Source organism: Sphingomonas sp. AP28 (genome assembly GCF_056680455.1).
In genome coordinates, this window is sequence record NZ_CM155283.1 from 316866 (window position 1) to 332648 (window position 15783).

At 64.0% G+C, this 15783-nt stretch carries 11 protein-coding genes; 2 read left to right on the top strand and 9 right to left on the bottom strand.

Going from position 1 to position 15783, the window contains the following annotated elements:
* Nucleotides 1–3 precede the first annotated feature (3 nt).
* From AC1MH0_RS01385 to AC1MH0_RS01395, 3 genes are all read right to left on the bottom strand, one after another.
* Nucleotides 4–954, bottom strand: a complete 951-nt coding sequence (locus AC1MH0_RS01385; protein ID WP_480964366.1) for an FAD binding domain-containing protein — start codon at nt 952–954, stop codon at nt 4–6.
* Nucleotides 951–1586 carry an aldehyde dehydrogenase iron-sulfur subunit PaoA gene (gene paoA, locus AC1MH0_RS01390; protein ID WP_480964367.1) on the bottom strand — a complete coding sequence of 212 codons (636 nt, stop codon included), beginning with the start codon at nt 1584–1586 and terminating at the stop codon, nt 951–953. Before paoA ends, AC1MH0_RS01385 begins: the two co-directional genes overlap by 4 nt.
* A gap of 155 nt (nt 1587–1741) precedes the next feature.
* On the bottom strand, nt 1742–2971 hold the full coding sequence (locus AC1MH0_RS01395; RefSeq protein ID WP_480964368.1) for an MFS transporter: 1230 nt from the start codon (nt 2969–2971) through the stop codon (nt 1742–1744).
* Between the two features lie 342 nt (nt 2972–3313).
* On the opposite strand from AC1MH0_RS01395, the gene AC1MH0_RS01400 reads away from it, so the two are divergent.
* A complete protein-coding gene (locus tag AC1MH0_RS01400; RefSeq protein ID WP_480964369.1) occupies nt 3314–3448 on the top strand; it encodes a hypothetical protein in 135 nt (44 codons plus the stop codon).
* An 81-nt stretch (nt 3449–3529) separates the two neighbouring features.
* Here AC1MH0_RS01400 and AC1MH0_RS01405 read toward each other — a convergent pair whose 3' ends face one another.
* The 4 genes from AC1MH0_RS01405 to AC1MH0_RS01420 all read right to left on the bottom strand — a co-directional run bounded on the left by AC1MH0_RS01405 (nt 3530) and on the right by AC1MH0_RS01420 (nt 12122).
* Nucleotides 3530–4915, bottom strand: a complete 1386-nt coding sequence (locus AC1MH0_RS01405; protein ID WP_480964370.1) for a M20/M25/M40 family metallo-hydrolase — start codon at nt 4913–4915, stop codon at nt 3530–3532.
* Nucleotides 4916–5070: 155 nt separating this feature from the next.
* On the bottom strand, nt 5071–7590 hold the full coding sequence (locus tag AC1MH0_RS01410) for a TonB-dependent receptor (RefSeq protein ID WP_480964371.1): 2520 nt from the start codon (nt 7588–7590) through the stop codon (nt 5071–5073).
* Nucleotides 7591–7731: 141 nt separating this feature from the next.
* Entirely contained in the window at nt 7732–9297 is a 1566-nt protein-coding gene (locus AC1MH0_RS01415; protein WP_480964372.1) for a sulfotransferase family protein, read from the bottom strand.
* Nucleotides 9298–9446: 149 nt separating this feature from the next.
* On the bottom strand, nt 9447–12122 hold the full coding sequence (locus AC1MH0_RS01420) for a TonB-dependent receptor plug domain-containing protein (RefSeq protein WP_480964373.1): 2676 nt from the start codon (nt 12120–12122) through the stop codon (nt 9447–9449).
* A gap of 628 nt (nt 12123–12750) precedes the next feature.
* Here AC1MH0_RS01420 and yghU point away from each other — a divergent pair.
* The gene (gene yghU / locus AC1MH0_RS01425; protein ID WP_480964374.1) at nt 12751–13644 is read left to right on the top strand and encodes a glutathione-dependent disulfide-bond oxidoreductase; all 894 of its coding nucleotides are present in this window, start codon (nt 12751–12753) and stop codon (nt 13642–13644) included.
* 109 nt (nt 13645–13753) lie between these two features.
* Here yghU and AC1MH0_RS01430 read toward each other — a convergent pair whose 3' ends face one another.
* Together AC1MH0_RS01430 and AC1MH0_RS01435 are read right to left on the bottom strand one after the other, a co-directional pair.
* Nucleotides 13754–14323 (bottom strand): alpha/beta hydrolase, encoded by a 570-nt coding sequence (locus AC1MH0_RS01430; protein WP_480964375.1) that lies wholly within the window; start codon nt 14321–14323, stop codon nt 13754–13756.
* Nucleotides 14324–14493: 170 nt separating this feature from the next.
* Nucleotides 14494–15735, bottom strand: coding sequence for a histidine-type phosphatase (locus AC1MH0_RS01435; RefSeq protein WP_480964376.1), 1242 nt, complete (start codon nt 15733–15735; stop codon nt 14494–14496).
* Nucleotides 15736–15783: the final 48 nt, after the last annotated feature.

Here is a 15783-nt window from a genome sequence, read left to right on the forward strand (position 1 = left end):
GGATCAGGCCTTCGCTTCGGCGATGACGGCTGCCAGCGCGCGGGTCGCGAGCGGCAGCTTGAACGCGTTGTCCTTGGTCGGCGTCGCGCCCTGGAAGGCGCGGGCCGTCACGGCGGCGGCACCCTGGGGCAGCAGCGCATCCGCCGCCTCGACCCGCCAGGGCTTCGGCGCGACGCCGCCGAAGGCGACGCGACCCGTACCGTCCGGCTGGATCACTGCGGCGACCGAAACCAGCGCGTAGGCGTAGGACGCACGATCGCGTACCTTTTCGTAGAAATGCTTGCCGCCGAGCGGGCGGGGCAGGGTGACCGCGGTGATCAGTTCGCCCTGCTTCAGCACCGTGTCCTGTTCGGGATGATCACCCCAGAGACGGTGGAAGTCCGCGATCGGGATCATCCGGCGCTGGCCGCCTGCGTCGATCGTCTCGACCACGGCGTCCAGCACGCGCATCGCTACCGCCATGTCCCCCGGAAAGGTGGCGATGCATGCGTCGCTGACCCCGATCACGCCCAGCTGGCGCGAATAGCCGCCGATCGCCGAACAGCCCGACCCCGGCTTGCGCTTGTTGCAGGCCATGTTGGTATCGTAGAAATACGGGCAGCGCGTACGCTGGAGCAAATTGCCCGCGGTCGACGCCTTGTTGCGCAACTGGCCCGAAGCGCCCGCGACGATCGCGCGCGTCAGCACGCTATAGTCTCGGCGGATGCGCTCGTCGGCGGCAAGGTTGGTGTTAGTCACCAGGGCGCCGATGCGCAGGCCACCATCGCGCGTCTTCTCGATCTTGTCGAACCCGAGGTCCTGGACGTCGACGAGATGCGTCGGCGTTTCAACTTCGATCTTCATGAGGTCGAGCAGGTTGGTCCCACCGGCGATGAACTTCGCCGCAGGATTGCCCGCCACCGCGCGGGCCGCTGCGCCGGCATCCTTGGCGCGTTCGTAGGTGAAGGCTCTCATGCGTCTGCTCCCACGACTTCGCCCATCGCCTCGGCAATATTGGAATAGGCACCGCAACGGCAGATGTTGCCGCTCATCCGCTCGCGCATTTCCATGTTGGTCGCGCGCGGCTTGGCGGTCAGGTCGTCCTGGACGTGGCTCGGCACGCCGCGCTTGATCTCGTCGAGCACCGCCACCGCCGAACAGATCTGGCCGGGCGTGCAATAGCCGCATTGATAACCGTCATGCTTGATGAAGGCGGCCTGCATCGGATGCAGTTTTTCGGGCGTGCCGAGCCCTTCGATCGTCGTGACCTTGTCGCCCTCGTGCATCACCGCGAGGCTGAGGCAGGAATTGATCCGCACACCGTCGACCATCACGGTGCACGCGCCGCACTGGCCGTGGTCGCAGCCCTTCTTGGTGCCCGTCAGATGCAGATGCTCGCGCAGTGCGTCGAGCAGGGTCGTACGGGGATCGAGCGACAGCTGTTGGCGCTTGCCGTTCACTTCGAACGTCACGGGCATCATCGGCACGGCCTTGGCTGGAGTTGCAGGTGCGGCCGAGGCGGCGGAAGTCGCCGCGACCACGGCCGTCGCCGCACCGCCGGCCAGAAGGCCACGGCGCGAAAGTTCGAGTTCGGAGACGTCGGGCATCGCTTGCATTTCCTTTTCGTACGGCGCGCGGCCGTCCCCTGTGCGATCGTCGGTGACGGACCGGGATGACCTCCGGTGCGTCGCTTATCAACACAACGCTGCGTGGCAGGTTTCGGCTCTTCGTATTCGCTCATCGAAGCAATGAGAAAGATTCATCATTGTTCGTTGCGGATGGCGACATCGCGCCCAGCGTAGCGTGCTACCGCGAGGGCAGCCAGCGCGGCGACGCCCAGCAACGCCGCGCTGCTGAGAAACTCGGGGATCGCGCCGGCCGTGTCGTACACGACCCCGCCGACCGTCGCACCGAGCGTGATCGCCATCTGCACCACCGCGACCATCAGGCCACCGCCTGCCTCCGCGTCGTCGGGCAAGGTGCGCGCGAGCCAGGTCCACCACGCCACCGGCGCCGCCGTTCCGGCAAAGCCCCAGATCGCGAGCAACGCCGCGGTGCCGATCGTCGAACCGCCGAACACCGCCAGCAGTACCGCGACCACCGCCATCACCGCGGGCAGGGCCCATAGCGTGACGAACACGCTCCCGGCGATGAACCGTTCGATCACGACGGTCCCGACGAAACCGGATACACCGACGATCAACAGCATCACGGAGAGCATGACGACGCTGACGTGCGTCACCTGTTCGAGGAACGGCCGCAGATAGGTGAACAGCGCGAACTGGCCGACGAACAGCATCGCGACCGCAAACAGGCCGAGCAGCACCGCCCTGCTACGGAGCAGGCCGACCATCGCGCGCGCCGACTGACGCTCGGCGACGGGCAGCTTCGGCAACGCCAGTGCCTGCCAGACGAGCGCACCGACCGCGACCGGCACCACGCAGAAGAACGCGCCGCGCCAGCCGATGATGCTGCCGAGGAAACTGCCGAGCGGGGCGGCGAGCGCGGTCGCGAGCGCAGTGCCGCCGCTGATGATCGCCAGCGCCTTGCCGACCGAGTCCGCGGGCACCAACCGGATCGCGATCGACGCCGACATCGACCAGAACCCCCCGATCGCGACCCCCAGCAGCGCGCGGCCGGTCATGAACAGAGTGTAGCTCGGCGCAAACGCCACCATCGCGCCCGACACGATCAGCATGGCGATCAGCGCGAGGACGACGTAGCGCCGGTCGATCCGGCCGAGCATTACCGAGAACGACAGGCTCGTGACGACCGCGAACACGCCGGAGATCGCGATCGCCTGCCCCGCCTGGCCCTCGGTCAGGCGCAAGGTCTCCGCGATCGGACTGAGCAGGCTGACCGGCAGGAATTCGGACGCGACGAGCACGAAGCTGCACAGCGCCATCGCATAGACCGCGCCCCAGCGGGCGGACTGAGTTCCCCCGCTCGCTGTGTCTGATCGGATTGCTGGAGTGGCAACTAGGGTGGCCATTTAGGCACGTCCTTTTGGTGGATTTGGAGTGTCCGAACGATCCTGGGTGGACCGCAGTCGCCGTACGAGCGCTGCGACAGAACCGTCGCTGATTGGCGAATTCGAATATACCGTCTGATTGGGCCGAACAATTTACCGCTTCGTTGATGCAGCGATGAAATGCTCTCATCGTGATCGTATCGATTATGTATCGATGCTCTTCACGCGAGCGGGTTCGGGCCTCATAATCTGCCCATCCGCCGCTGGTGCCGAACACGTTGCCGGGCTCGAGCATGATGCCATCGACCGGCGCCGCTAGGGCAAGTGCGAGCTCTCCATCACGTCTGGTAATCGTGCCCGAGGGTGAGCACCGATTTCGGGCAATTGGCCCCTAAGCGCTCTACGGTCGCGGTGGCGAATGACGGTCGCGCGGCGAGGGAAGCGCGCAAGGACGTGCAGACGCTGCAAGGATACTGCCGCATCCCCGATCCCGCCTGACTCGATTGAATTACTTGTCGTCAAACATCAGGGAGGCGAGCGTGACGGTGGCGCTCGCCTCGTAACGTCCTCACCCGCGCATTACTTCGTCAGGTCGGTGAAGAGCGAGCGGTAGTAGGTGATCGCCAGCGGAATGTTATCGATCGGGGTGCGCTCGTTGAGACCGTGACTGAAGTCGTCGGACTGCTTGATGAAGATGGGGCTGACGCCGTAGCTCGGTACGCCGACCGAGCGATACCACATCGAATCGCTGGCACCAGCCGACATGCTCGGGAAGACCGGCACGCCGGGACGGATCTTGCCCATCGCCGCCTTGACCGCCCCGGTAAGGTCGGCGCGCAGCGGCGAGGCGTCGGTTGGGTTTGAGCCCTCGGTGACGTCGCTGAACTTCACGCCCGGATCGCCTGCGACCTTGGCGAGCTCGGCCATCACGGTCGCGGGCTTGACGCCTGGAAAGATGCGGCAGTTGATGTTCGCGGTCGCGCGCTGCGGCAGCGCGTTGAGGGCATGGCCGCCGTTGATCATCGTCGTGACGCAGGTCGTGCCGATCTGGCCGACATAGCCGGTGTTGGCGGCGAGCGTTTCGATCGCCTTCTGGTCGGCGGGGTTGGCGACGAACGCACGCATCGCAGCGCCGAGTTCGGGCGTCTGGCGCGGTGCCACGCCTTCGAAATACCCCTTGGTGATCGGCGATAGCTGCGGCGTGAACCGGTAGTCGCCGATCCTGACCAGCGCGGCGGACAGTTCGTTGATGGCGTTGACTTTCCGCGGCGCTGACGAGTGGCCGCCCGGGTTGGTCACTTCGAGCTGGAAGTCCGCGTAGGTTTTCTCAGCGGCGCCGATCGTGAAATATTCCGCCTTGCCGTTCTCGGCGTATAGTCCACCGCCGCCATCGATGTTGAGCGCCATCTCGCTTGCCTTCAGCGTGTCCGCGATCAGCGACGATGTCTTCATCACCGTTTCCTCGTCGCCCGACAGCGCCAAGACGATGCCGCGCTTGGGCTTGTAGCCGGCCTTCTTCATGTCGAGCAGGGTGGCGATCGCCAGTGCCGCATCGAGCTTCATGTCGGTCGCGCCGCGGCCGTAGAGATAGCCGTTCTCGACCACCGCAGTAAACGGATCGCGCTGCCAGTCGGCGGGCTTGGCCTCGACGACGTCGATGTGGCCGGAAACGACGATCGGCTTCAACGCCGCATCGCTGCCGCGCCACGTGGCGATCAGGTAGGCGGTGTCGTCGACCGGGGTGATCGTCACGTCGCTATTCGCAAAGCCGCCCGCCACGAGCACCGACTTCAGATAGGCGGCGAGCTGCGGCGTCTGGTTGCCGGGGCCGCGTACGCTGCGGAAGGCGATCATCTTCTTGGCGATGTCGAGGCCGTTGGTGGCGGCCGTCTGGGCCTGGGCCGAGACCGGGGCCGAGGCGAGCGCACCCGTGCAGGCCAGGAGAAGCTTGAGCTTGGACGTCATCATCATCGTTCCTCGAAGAAATCTTGTCTTCCCCCGGCAGGGGGAGGTGGCTGGTTTTCACCAGACGGAGGAGGGGGAAGGGCAACCGCCGTGCCGTGTCCCTCCGTCAAGCCGGCGCCTGCCAACTTCCGCTGCCGGGGGGGATCGTCAGGATACTAGAACTTCGCCCCCGCACGCAGTCCGATCGTGCGCGGTGTGCTGCTCACGATGTACGTTCTTTGCGAGCAGGTCCCGCATTGTTGGAATCGCGACAATTGCGCGCGTTCGTCCCAGATATTCTGGACGAACAGCTCGAAGCTGTAGCCGGACAACTCGGCACCGACCGACGCGTTGCCGGTCGTGTAGGCTTTCAGCCGGCCGAAGCTCGCCGCCTGCGCGAGGCGGATATCCGCGGCCGCCGAACTCTGATGCGCGACCAGCCCCTGGATGTACGCCTTCGCCGTGCCGACCGGGACGCTGTAACGCGCCGTCCCGCTCGCCTTGAATCGAGGCGTGATCGGCAGGCGGGTTCCCTTGGGTGCGAGCACGTCGGTGCCGGTACCGCTGCAAATCTGAGTGGCGCACAGATCGTTGCGGGTCTTCGCATCGGTATAGGAGGCGGCCGCGGTCAGCGAGAGCCCGCCGGTCGAGAAGTTCGCATCGGCCTCCGCGCCCCTGATCCGCGCGTTCGGGCCGTTCTGGATGATCGTGAAGCTGTTCAGCCCCAGGAACGAAAACTGGAACTTGTCCCACGCCTGTTGATAGATCGATGCGTTGAGCCTCAGGCGATCGAACAGCGTCGTCTTCAAGCCCAGCTCATAATTGGTCAGGAAATCCGCGTCATACGGTGCCACGTCGCCACGGCGGTTGATCCCGCCCGGACGGAAGCCACGCGAGAAGGTGGCGTACGCCATGACCTTTTCGGTCGGCTTGAACGTCAGGTTGAAACGGTAGGTCGCGCCCTGGCCCTGCGTCTTTTTGGGGATCAGCCCGGTCGTCGTGTAGGTCGCCAGATTGGTGCAGGGCGAACCAGCGACCGCCGCCGGTAGTAGCGTCGAGGTATCGCCACCACTCAGATAGGCCTGGCGCAAGGTCTGGCCATTGGCGAGATAGCACCCCGCGACACCGGTCTGGCTGCTGCCCGCGGCGTTGAACGGTGTCGCGGTGTAGGGCCGCCCATCGGCCGGATCGACCGCCGGATTACGCCCGAACCCGTAGAAGCCGATCAACGAATTGTCGTAGATGTACGCGCGGCCGCCGGCAGTCGCGGTCAGGTTCTGCAGGATGTCGAAGCTTGCCTCGCCGAACATCGCGTAATCCTTGTCGACGCGGTTCTGCTTGGTCAGCCACAAGGTGCCCGGCGAGCCGTTGACCGACACCGCGGTGCCGAGATTGGCGATCTGATAATCCTGAAAGATCGCGTTGGTCTGCCGTTGGTAGAAGGCGCCGGCGACGATCCGGAACCGGTCCTCGACGGGCGAGGCGACGCGCAGTTCCTGGCTCGTCTTCTTGAAGTGATCGGTGCCGATGATCTTCTGGCGGGGATCGATCGTCCGCCCGGCATTGTCCTGGTAGTAGAAATAGCCGGCGAGGCCACCGACCGAGGAGTAGGCCGAGTCATACGCTTCGGCATAGTCGGTATAGTCGCTCGACGTGTAGGTCTTCCGGTCGAGATACGCGCCGGCATAGGTGACGTCCCAGTTGCCGACCTTGCCCTCGATCGTCAGTGCGCCCTGGATGAAGCGGTCGCGGCGGAACTCGGGGAAAAAGTGCTGGACCTGGAGATCGCCGACCTTGGGGTCGTAGCCATAGGTGCCGTGGTTGCGCTGTTCCTGGTACAGGACGGTCGGCGTCACCGTCCAGTTGCTGTCGAGATCGACCTTCAGCGCCGCGCGGCCGCCATAGGTCTCGGTATCGTTGTAGTTCTTCTTCACGAACGCCGCATTGTCGACGACGACCCCGCCATTCGCCGACGTGCACGAGGTAGGGGTCGGTTCTGGAAGGTAGCTGCGGCAGCCTGCGACATTGTCGATATAGCCGGCGTCGCGCTGATAGAAGCCGACCACGCGCAATGCCGCGGATTGCGACAGCGGCATGTTGAGCATGCCCTCGATCTTGCTGCCGATCCCGCCCGACTTGACGCTGTTCACCTCGCCGTCGACGCGGCCGTAGAAATCGCTCGTGTCGGGCTTGTTGGTGATGATCCGGATCGTGCCCGCTTCGGACGAGGCACCGTACAGCGTACCCTGCGGCCCGGCGAGACTCTCGATCCGCGCGATGTCGTAGATGTGGACGTCGAGCGTGCCGCCGATCGTCGTCACCGGCTGCTCGTCGAGATAGGTGCCGACCGAGGGGAGGGGCCCCGAATGGTTGCCGTCACCGCCCGATGCGACGCCGCGCATGTAGACGACGGTCGACCCCGGCTGGGTCGTCTGGAACGAGACCGATGGGAGGAGCTGCGTATATTGATTGAAGTTCGAGATGTTGAGATCGTCGAGACGCTTGGTGCCGATCGCCTGGATACTGATCGGGACGTTCTGAATGGTCTGGTCGCGCTTCTGCGCGGTGACGACGATGTCGCCCTCGTATTCGTCGGCTTGCGGCGCGGCCGTATCCGCAGTCGTCGTGGCGGCAGGCGCCGTCTGGGCGACTGTCGGCGTGACGATAGCGGATGACGCCAGGAGCGACGCGATCATTACGCGACGATCGATTATGTGCATGTTTCGTTGCCCCCACGACGATTTGTGTCCGCAACCTGTGTTGCGGCGCAACAAAGGTCAAACGAAGCTTCGTCTGCGGAACATTTTATGACGCATCCGTGACGTTTTCGCCACGGGTCAGACGGGAGCGGGAACCTCCAACGCTGCCCGCAGCGGTCCCAACCACTGGTCGTAGGGGCGCCAGGCATCGACCCCGTCGCGGTTGATCGGCCGGCGGACCTGTTCCGAACTGGCGGTGCGAACCGCGCGCTCGGTCTCGTGGAAGGCGAGGCAGGGGGGCTCGAACTCAAGGCCGCAGGCGGTCAGTAATGCGCGGACTTCGCTCTCGGTATTTTCGAGCAGCGCTTCGTGGTCGACGCGGTGGACGCGGCCCGGCAAAACGGCGTCGATATGCGTCATCAGCCGGACATAGTCGCGGTAATAGCGGCCGAGGTCGTCGAGCGAATAGCTGAACGCCTGCCCCCGCGCATAATGCTGCTTGAAGTTCGAAAAGCAGCAGTCGAGCGGATCGCGGCGCGCATCAATGATCCGCGCATTCGGCAGCGCGAGATGGATCAGCGCGACATGCGCCCAGTTGTTGGGCAGCTTGTCGATGAAGAACGGGCGATCGGTGCGTCGCTGGATCGCGGCACGTCGCAGATAGTCCTCGCCGATCTCGCGCAAGTTGTCGGCGGATAGGGTGGCGATGCCATTCGGATACTCAGCGATACGCCGGGCGAGCGCTGGCATGTCCGGCAGTTCCGTGGTGCCCTCGACGGAACTGTGGCTCGCGAGGATCTGCTCGATCAGCGTCGAACCCGCGCGCGGCATGCCGAGCACGAAGATGGGGTCCGCCGCGGTGCATCCCTGGCCGCGACGTGCGTCCAGAAACTCCGGGGTCATCAGCGCGGTGCAGCGGTCGACGAACGCGCTCGTTTCGTCGGCCTCGTACACGATCCGGGTGCGGCGAAGGGCATTGCCCGCTTCGTAACGGGCGAACGACCGGACCGGGTCTCGACGGTCCTCGAACGCCTTGCCGAGTGCGAAATCGAGATGGAACCGGTCTTCGTCGTCCAGGTCGTGTCGCGCGAGTGCAGCCTCCATCGCCGCGATGTCGGCGTCGTCGAACCGCACCGTTTTCAGATTGGCGAGACTCCACCAAGCATCGCCCAGCGTCGGGAGAAGCGACAAAGCGCGGCGATACGCGGCGATGCCGTCGTCACGCCGCCCGACGGTCTTGAGCATGTGACCGTAGCTCAGCCATACACGGGGCTGACCCGGCGCATCATGCAGCACCTTTTCATAGAGCGAGATCGCATCCTCGAACCCACCAAGCCGACCCAGTGCGGCGGCTTTCAGATTTGCGTGGCCGGGATTGTCGGGTTCGTCGGCGATCACGGCGTCGAGCAACGTCAGCGCTTCGGGTGCGCGGTTCTGGCGGTAGAGCACTAGCGCAAGGTTCGCACGCGCCGCGGTAAAGCCCGGCGCCAACTCGACCGCACGACGCAGCAACGCTTCCGCATCCCCGTATCGACCGATCCGCCCGGCCAGTTCGGCGAGCATGCGGATCGCGCGTGCGTCGAACGGATCACGCTTGAGATACGCTTTCAGAAGCGGTTCGGCGACGTGCAACTGGTTGTCGTGAAGTGCGAGCGCGGCCTGCATGAGATCGCTAGACCAACGATGGTTCGGTGTGGATGCCATTGTCCCGACTTTCGGAGCCGACCATGTCGGCGTCAAGCGCGAAGGCCCGACACACGCATCTTCACCGACGCAGCTACCGGTGATGAACATGGCTTGCCGCTACATCACAAGGTACAGAAGTGGGAGCGCACTGGCACTCCCACTCGATATCAGTATTTCACGCGGAGGCGGGTGTAGTAGAAGCCGCCGTTGAACCCGAACGGGCCGCCGTTACGCGGATAGACCTGGCCGTCCGACGTACCGCCGGTGAGCGGATAGATCTGCACCGTCGAATTGGCCGCCAGTCGATCGGGATGCTCGTCGGTGAAGTTCTGCGCACCGACCGAAAGCGTGAAATGGTCGGCGAACGTATAGCTCAGTTCAATATCGGTGGTGAACTTGCCCCCGAACCGCTGGTTCGCGACGCCGTTGGTCTGGCCGTAATCCTGTGCGCTGGTGAAGGAGCTGTAATAATTCTCGCGAACGTTAAGGCTCAGATTGTCCAGCGACCAGTTCGCGTTGAACACGACGCGATGCTTCGGCGCCAGGTTTTCGGCATCGATAAGCTGGGCGGCGCTGACCACCCGGGCGTCGTAGTCGGTGACCTTAGTGTCGTTGTAGTTGTACGCTAGCGAGAAGTTGAGCAGGGCATCGCTCAGTTTCGTCCGGTATGTCCCGACGACATCGATGCCCTGAGTGCGCGTCTTGAAGCCGTTGGTGAAGTACTGCACTTGCCCACCGATGCCGACTGGCAGCAATGCGGGTTGGGCCGCCAGATCGGCTGCGCTGACGATGAACGGTGACGTCAGGCCGATACGGTTGCGCAGATCGATGCGATAACCGTCGACTGTGATCGTCATGCCCCGAACCGGTTCGAGGATAACGCCCAAGCCGTAGTTGGTCGACTTTTCCGGCGACAGGTTGGTCGCTCCATAATATTGCGCGACGGCAGTATTCGTCGGATACGTGCCGGCCTGAAACGCGACACCGTTGTTGAACGAGGTGGTGACGATCGAGACGTTCGACTGACCCGGTGACGGTGCGTGGAACCCCGTGCCGAAGCTGCCGCGAACCGAGAAGCCCTCGACGAATTTGTAGAGTGCGTTCACCTTGCCGACCCAGGCATCGCCGAACGTGTTGTAATGCTCGTACCGGCCCGCAGCGCCGACCGTCAGCGCGTCTGTAAGATCGGTTTCGAGACCGACATAGGCGGCATAGGCTTTCTGGCTGAACTTGCCTGCGGTGGCCGGGCTGGTGCCGGCATAGCCGCTGGCGCCGACGCCTTGCGCGGCGGTGGTGCCGGAGGCGGTGTACACGCCCGGAGCGGTCAGCGTGTAGAGTGGCTGGGCGATCGCGTAGGGACCGGCGTTGTAGGACTGTAGATCGCCCGCGGTCTGTTCGTAGGTTTCCTTGCGGAATTCGCCACCCGCCGAAATGGTCAATGGTGCAGCGAGGCCGAGGTCGGCCGCGTAGGTGAAGTCGGCGTTGAAGTTGACTTCCTTCTGGATCAGGTCACCGAATTCGAAGCTGGTCTGCGTCGCCGGGCCGTAGGAGAAGTTGGCGGAATCGTACATCGACAACGACAGTTTGTTGCGGGCCAACGTACCCGACAAATCATAGGTGAAGTCACCGGCGGTGCCCTTGTAGCCAAGCACGCCGTACAACTCCTGCGACTTACCCACGAAACGAGGCGTGAAGCCGGCGGGATAGAGCGTGCCGAACCGGAAGGTGTTGCCGTCCCGGACGAAGCCGCCGGTTGGGCAGGTGGCGTTGCCGGTCGGGCAGGGCGTCAGGAAGAAGGTGTTGTTGAAGGCGCCGTTCGCACCCTGGTTGCGGACCACCCCGGTGCTGTCGACGGCGGTGCTGGAAACCGGCGCACGATAGTTGAAGCTCTGGTTGCCCTTGCTTTGCGCATAGTTGCCGAATGCGTAGATCTTGCTGTCGGCGGTGACGTTGATGGCGGCGTTGACCACCGACTTGAACCCGTGCGACGGCGAGTTCCCCCAGATTTGTACGGGGCCCGGAAAGTTCGGCAATTGTGACGCGAGCGCGGGGAAATTGGCCGCGAAGTTTGCCGCCGATGGCCGCGTCCGGCCTCGGCTGGTCTGTCCTTCGTCGACATATTCGCCGGTTGCATTGATGAAGCCCCAGTCGCCTTTCACGCCTGCGTTACCTGCGATCTGATAGCTTTCGCCGTCACCCGCATAATATTGTCCGGCGCGGCCGACCAACTCGATCCCCTGATCCGAACGGAGGCCGTAGTTCAGCACGCCCGCGATGGCGTCGGAGCCGTATTGCGCGGTGGCGCCTTCGCGCAGCACCTGAAGGTTGCCGATCGCAAGTGACGGAATTGCAGAAATGTCAGGGCCCTGCGCACCGCGGCCAAGGCCGGTGTCGCTGCCGCCGTAAACCTGCACGAGCGCCGATCGATTGTAACGCTTGCCGTTCAGCATCACGAGAACCTGATCCCCCGACAGGCCGCGCAGCGAGGGCGAGCGGACGAAGGTCGAGGCGTCCGAGATCGAGTTCTGGCCGGCATAGAAGGACGGTACGATATTCTTCAGCGCGTCGATCATATTGGCGGCGGGCTGCGTGGTAAGGTCTTCCGCGCTGATGATGTCCACGGGCGAGGCCGAATTGGCGAGCGTACGATCGGTCCGGCGCGTACCGAGCACGAGAATGTCGCTCGTCGGTTCGGGCTCGGCGGGCGCGACCGCTTGAGGCGTCGGATCTTGGGCAGACGCCGCAGCTACGTCCTGCGCGGTACCCGATCCAGCCGCATACGCGGTAGAGCCCGATAGCAAGGCAACCGCCAAGGCGACGGTTGAAGTCGTGTATCTGATCATCTGAAACCCCTTAAGAAACCTGGCCCTTCAAGAGCCTTCTTCAGATGTTCCCGCGTTCGATCGTCGATTATGTTCGGCGTATCGAAAACGCTTTTTGACCAGCCCTGCGAATGTCGTGGCGGTGTCATTCGCTGCACCGCCCTCGTGCATTAAACGGTCACAATGGGCCTGGTTTGACAACCGTAAACAGTATCGCGCGTCGTTCATTCGTAACAACGTTGCATTTTTGCCGCAGTTGGTTGCGACGGGCCCGGTCTAACGGCGCCACAGACCTGGTGACTGCACCGCGCACAAACGCGAAAACGTCGGCTGTCTGGCGATCGGCTACCCCTCAAGACTATCAGATCGGCAACGCCCTCAACGCCAGCCCCGAGTCGACCGATCGGCGTCGAATGACGCTATCGGTTCAGGTCGAAGGTCGGGTAATCGCGCGGTCCTTCCGTCGCCGGTGACAATGGGCACCGGCAACTCGGCCTTCATACCTGTCCTATTGCCCAAGATACTGTGCTGAGGCCCACCCCAAGGGTTGATTCAATGCAGCCGGCCGCACCGGGCGTATTCCAGGCTTGCGTCGCATTCCTTAGCGGCTCACGGCCAGCCCAAGGAACAACCGTAGCGGAGAATCCCGATGACCGAAGCCGCCGATTATACGCCGCCAAGAATCTGGACGTGGAACAAGGAGAGCGGGGGCCGGTTCGCCAGCATCAACCGCCCGATCGCCGGCGCCACCCACGACAAGGAACTGCCGGTCGGCAAGCACCCGCTCCAACTCTATTCGCTCGCCACGCCCAACGGCGTGAAAGTGACGGTGATGCTCGAGGAGCTTCTCGCTGCCGGGCATACGGGTGCCGAATACGACGCCTGGCTCATCAAGATCATGGACGGCGACCAGTTCGGCAGCGGCTTCGTCGAAGCCAATCCCAATTCGAAGATCCCCGCGCTGGTCGATCGCAGCAGCGCAAATCCGATCCGGGTCTTCGAGTCCGGCTCGATCCTGCTTTATCTCGCCGAGAAGTTCGGTGCGTTCCTTCCCACCGATCGCGCCAAGCGCGCGGAAGTGCTGTCGTGGCTGTTCTGGCAGATGGGGGCGGGGCCGATGCTCGGCGGCGGGTTCGGGCATTTCTATGCCTATGCACCGGTGAAGATCGAATATGCGATCGACCGCTTCGCGATGGAGGTAAAGCGACAGCTCGACGTTCTCGACCGGCGCTTGGGCGAAAGCGAGTACCTTGGCGGCGACGAGTACTCGATCGCCGACATGGCGGTGTGGCCCTGGTATGGCGCGCTGGTGCACGGGCTGGTCTATGACGCCGCCGAGTTCCTGCAGGTGAACGACTACAAGAACGTCTCGCGTTGGACCGACCTTATCGCCGCGCGGCCCGCGGTGATGCGCGGGCGCATGGTCAACCGCGTGATGGGTGATCCCGCCAGCCAGCTCCCCGAGCGGCACGACGCGGGCGACTTCAAAACACGCACTCAGGACAAGCTCGACGCTGCAGCGAGTGACGGCGTGGCGGGGTAACGCTTTACTGGAGACGTCGAGCGGCCGTTACCAAATCAGTGCCTCCGCGACGCCCGTTCACGTCGAACCGGATCGATGCCTGCCCCGGCGTCGATCCGGCCGCGCTTATCTAGCCATCTCCCATGGCTTGGATGATGCGATGTGCAGCTACGACATCGCGCTCGATCACGGCCGCGGTGAAGCGTTCGATGATCGCGCGAAGGCGACCGGTCGGCGCCGTTGCAGCGTTTAGAAGCGGGCCGTCGATCAATCGGCTTCCCCATTCCACGCCAAGCCGTTGCGTCTCGTCGTCTGCGCCGACGGCGATCGATGGGAAGGGCAAAGCCACCCTTGGAGATGCAAAACCCCGATTGAGGAAACCTGGTTCTTCGGGCGCCACCAGCAAGGCGCCAAGGACGTTTGCGGTGTATGATTTCGGCGACAATCGTGCCCACCATGCAGCCGCCGCACATGCGCTTCCCTGCGCCAGGACCATCACGGCGCGATTGGAGACCGCCACCGCGTCATCGATGCGCGCTGCCAATGCGGTCCGCTCCGCGGTGGTACGGCCCCGAACCGCGATCTGCTGCATTTCACCAAACCGGGCAAATTCCTGAAACCGGTCGAAGATGGATTCAGCATTTTCCGGGACGAGAGCGACGAGCTTCAGCCGCTGGGTATCCAAAACAGCAACAGGCACAATCCGGTCTCCCGTTCATGAATGTGCATGCTGCCTGCTTCACCACCACGACGCAATGCCGTTACCGAGATCCAGGCCGAACCGTTCTATTCCATGTCCCGGTCGAACTCGGATGAGTTACCTCTCGAATTGGACATTTGCCGTTTCTGGGCGGTAAGATGCTGTCGATGCTATCGCCTGCCATGGTGGTCAGGCTCGGCTACGAGCACAGGAAGCCGCAACCTCAGCAGGTTGGTAAATCGATCGAGGCGGCAGGGTGTTGCGCAGCCCGGTATGCCTAGCCGCGTGACGGTCACGTTTGGACTTAGCGAGCGAATGGCGCTTAGGCCTTGAGCCCGGTAGAATACACGGACGTAGAGCTTGCCGGATCGCCGATCGCGCAGGCGTTCGAATACCAGTGCACCACCGGGCGCAACGTCGTTTCGGGCGAAGCCGGGCGCGTCAAGAGTGGCGTTCAGCGTGGCGGCAAGCGCGGTCACGTTGGTATCGTGGCCAACCAAGATGTCCAAGCGGGGTGAGCTGGACGCCGAAAGAGTGTCGATGATGCGGTCGCCAAGTACCGAGGATTGGTGTGCAGCCATGTACGGCGAACGGGTGAAGACGTCGAACAGGGCTGCATGAAGCGCGCCGAGACGTTCGATCGTGGCGGGATCGGCACGCCCCCAGCCTACCGACGTGCGAGGCATGCCCTCCGCCTCCTGGAGCAGCAGGACTTGCGCGATCCCGGACGTTGCCCGGATCGGTCCGGAAAGATCTATGCCGCGCCTGTCCGCAGAGGGTGCGAGCGTTGCCGGGGTGGCAGGGCTGCAAGCCTGGCCGACGTCGCAGCCGAGGACCCGGTTCAGAAGAGCGATTGCGGGTTGGTGTCGTGCCGTGAGCGCGGTCATGCCGCCGGTGTAGTGGTCGATCGAAGCGATCGCCTGCTTCGGATCGAACACGGTAGCGCCTGCGCCTAGCGGTTCGAAGAGTGGATCGATCCGATCGGCAGCGAAATGGCCGACGGGTATCGGACATTCGGGGGCGAAGCCCGCCGCATAGGCTTCGCCGCTGGCGATCGTCCGCTGGGCGGTGTTGGCCCAGATCCGGACCGTGCCGGCAACCGGGCAGCGAGAAAGGCCGAGCGGGGCCAGCCAGCGACGGTCGTGCCGTGCGAGCACGCGCATCGCCGCCGCGCCGTGCGGGGTCAGATGACCTTCCGGAACCGACCAGCGCGGCCAGGGTAGTCCCGTACGGGTGTCGGACGGGACCTCGCCCGATAGCGGAGCGCGAACGCCGTGGCGCATCACGATGACGACGCGCTCGAGTTGGAATTCACGACGCGCCGGCTGTGTTCGGGCCGCTGCTGGCGCTGCGGACGATCCGGTCACGATCGCCGCCATCATCGTGATCGACAGGGTATGAAGAAGGCGCATCGGGATGTCCTGACTTGCAGACGAGGCGCCGCCGGCGCGCAGGCACCG

Excerpts from the sequence above, each read along its gene's own strand:
- AC1MH0_RS01410 (WP_480964371.1), bottom strand. The coding sequence starts at position 7,590 with ATGATCGCGTCGCTCCTGGCGTCATCCGCTATCGTCACGCCGACAGTC.
- AC1MH0_RS01405 (WP_480964370.1), bottom strand. The coding sequence starts at position 4,915 with ATGACGTCCAAGCTCAAGCTTCTCCTGGCCTGCACGGGTGCGCTCGCC.
- AC1MH0_RS01415 (WP_480964372.1), bottom strand. The coding sequence starts at position 9,297 with ATGGCATCCACACCGAACCATCGTTGGTCTAGCGATCTCATGCAGGCC.
- yghU (WP_480964374.1), top strand. The coding sequence starts at position 12,751 with ATGACCGAAGCCGCCGATTATACGCCGCCAAGAATCTGGACGTGGAAC.
- AC1MH0_RS01395 (WP_480964368.1), bottom strand. The coding sequence starts at position 2,971 with ATGGCCACCCTAGTTGCCACTCCAGCAATCCGATCAGACACAGCGAGC.
- AC1MH0_RS01435 (WP_480964376.1), bottom strand. The coding sequence starts at position 15,735 with ATGCGCCTTCTTCATACCCTGTCGATCACGATGATGGCGGCGATCGTG.
- AC1MH0_RS01420 (WP_480964373.1), bottom strand. The coding sequence starts at position 12,122 with ATGATCAGATACACGACTTCAACCGTCGCCTTGGCGGTTGCCTTGCTA.
- paoA (WP_480964367.1), bottom strand. The coding sequence starts at position 1,586 with ATGCCCGACGTCTCCGAACTCGAACTTTCGCGCCGTGGCCTTCTGGCC.
- AC1MH0_RS01385 (WP_480964366.1), bottom strand. The coding sequence starts at position 954 with ATGAGAGCCTTCACCTACGAACGCGCCAAGGATGCCGGCGCAGCGGCC.